Source organism: Clostridium sp. CM038 (assembly GCF_055081105.1).
The window spans coordinates 1-1,236 of record NZ_JBSJEO010000004.1 but is presented as its reverse complement, the minus strand read 5'-3'; the positions used below and the strand labels follow the sequence as shown (position 1 = coordinate 1,236).

Genomic DNA, 1,236 nt, shown 5'->3' with positions numbered 1-1,236 from the left:
GAAGTATCTGATTCCACGCTGCCAAGAAAAGTCTCTATCGAGGATATTGGTGCCCGTACCGCAAACCGACACAGGTAGGTGAGGAGAGAATCCTAAGACCATCGGAAGAATTGTTGTTAAGGAACTCGGCAAATTGACCCCGTAACTTCGGGAGAAGGGGTGCCTACGTAAGTAGGTCGCAGAGAATAGGCCCAAGCAACTGTTTAGCAAAAACACAGGTCTCTGCTAAAGCGAAAGCTGATGTATAGGGGCTGACGCCTGCCCGGTGCTGGAAGGTTAAGGGGATTACTTAGCGCAAGCGAAGGTATGAACTTAAGCCCCAGTAAACGGCGGCCGTAACTATAACGGTCCTAAGGTAGCGAAATTCCTTGTCGGGTAAGTTCCGACCCGCACGAATGGCGTAATGATTTGGGCACTGTCTCAACAACACATCCGGCGAAATTGTAGTGCAAGTGAAGATGCTTGCTACCCGCGATTGGACGGAAAGACCCCGTAGAGCTTTACTGTAGCTTAGCATTGAATTTCGGTATTGTCTGTACAGGATAGGTGGGAGACTGAGAAACATGGGCGTCAGCCTGTGTGGAGTCATCCTTGGGATACCACCCTGACAGTACTGAGGTTCTAACTGGAGGCCATGAATCTGGTCACAGGACATTGTTAGGTGGGCAGTTTGACTGGGGCGGTCGCCTCCAAAAAAGTAACGGAGGCGCCCAAAGGTTCCCTCAGCGCGGTTGGAAATCGCGCGAAGAGTGCAAAGGCAGAAGGGAGCCTGACTGCGACACTTACAAGTGGAGCAGGGACGAAAGTCGGGCTTAGTGATCCGGTGGTACCTCGTGGGAGGGCCATCGCTCAACGGATAAAAGCTACCTCGGGGATAACAGGCTGATCTCCCCCAAGAGTCCACATCGACGGGGAGGTTTGGCACCTCGATGTCGGCTCGTCGCATCCTGGGGCTGAAGTAGGTCCCAAGGGTTGGGCTGTTCGCCCATTAAAGCGGCACGCGAGCTGGGTTCAGAACGTCGTGAGACAGTTCGGTCCCTATCCGTCGCGGGCGTAGGAAATTTGAAGGGAGCTGTCCTTAGTACGAGAGGACCGGGATGGACAAACCTCTGGTGCACCAGTTGTCACGCCAGTGGCATCGCTGGGTAGCTATGTTTGGAAGGGATAAACGCTGAAAGCATCTAAGCGTGAAGCCCACCCTGAGATGAGATTTCCCATAACTCGCACGTAAGTGCG

1 rRNA gene is annotated in these 1,236 nt (G+C 53.4%); it reads left to right on the top strand.

Going from position 1 to position 1,236, the window contains the following annotated elements:
- Positions 1-1,229: ribosomal RNA gene (locus tag ACWJKS_RS19590) — 23S ribosomal RNA — on the top strand; the annotation flags it as partial.
- Between the last annotated feature and the right edge of the window lie 7 nt (positions 1,230-1,236).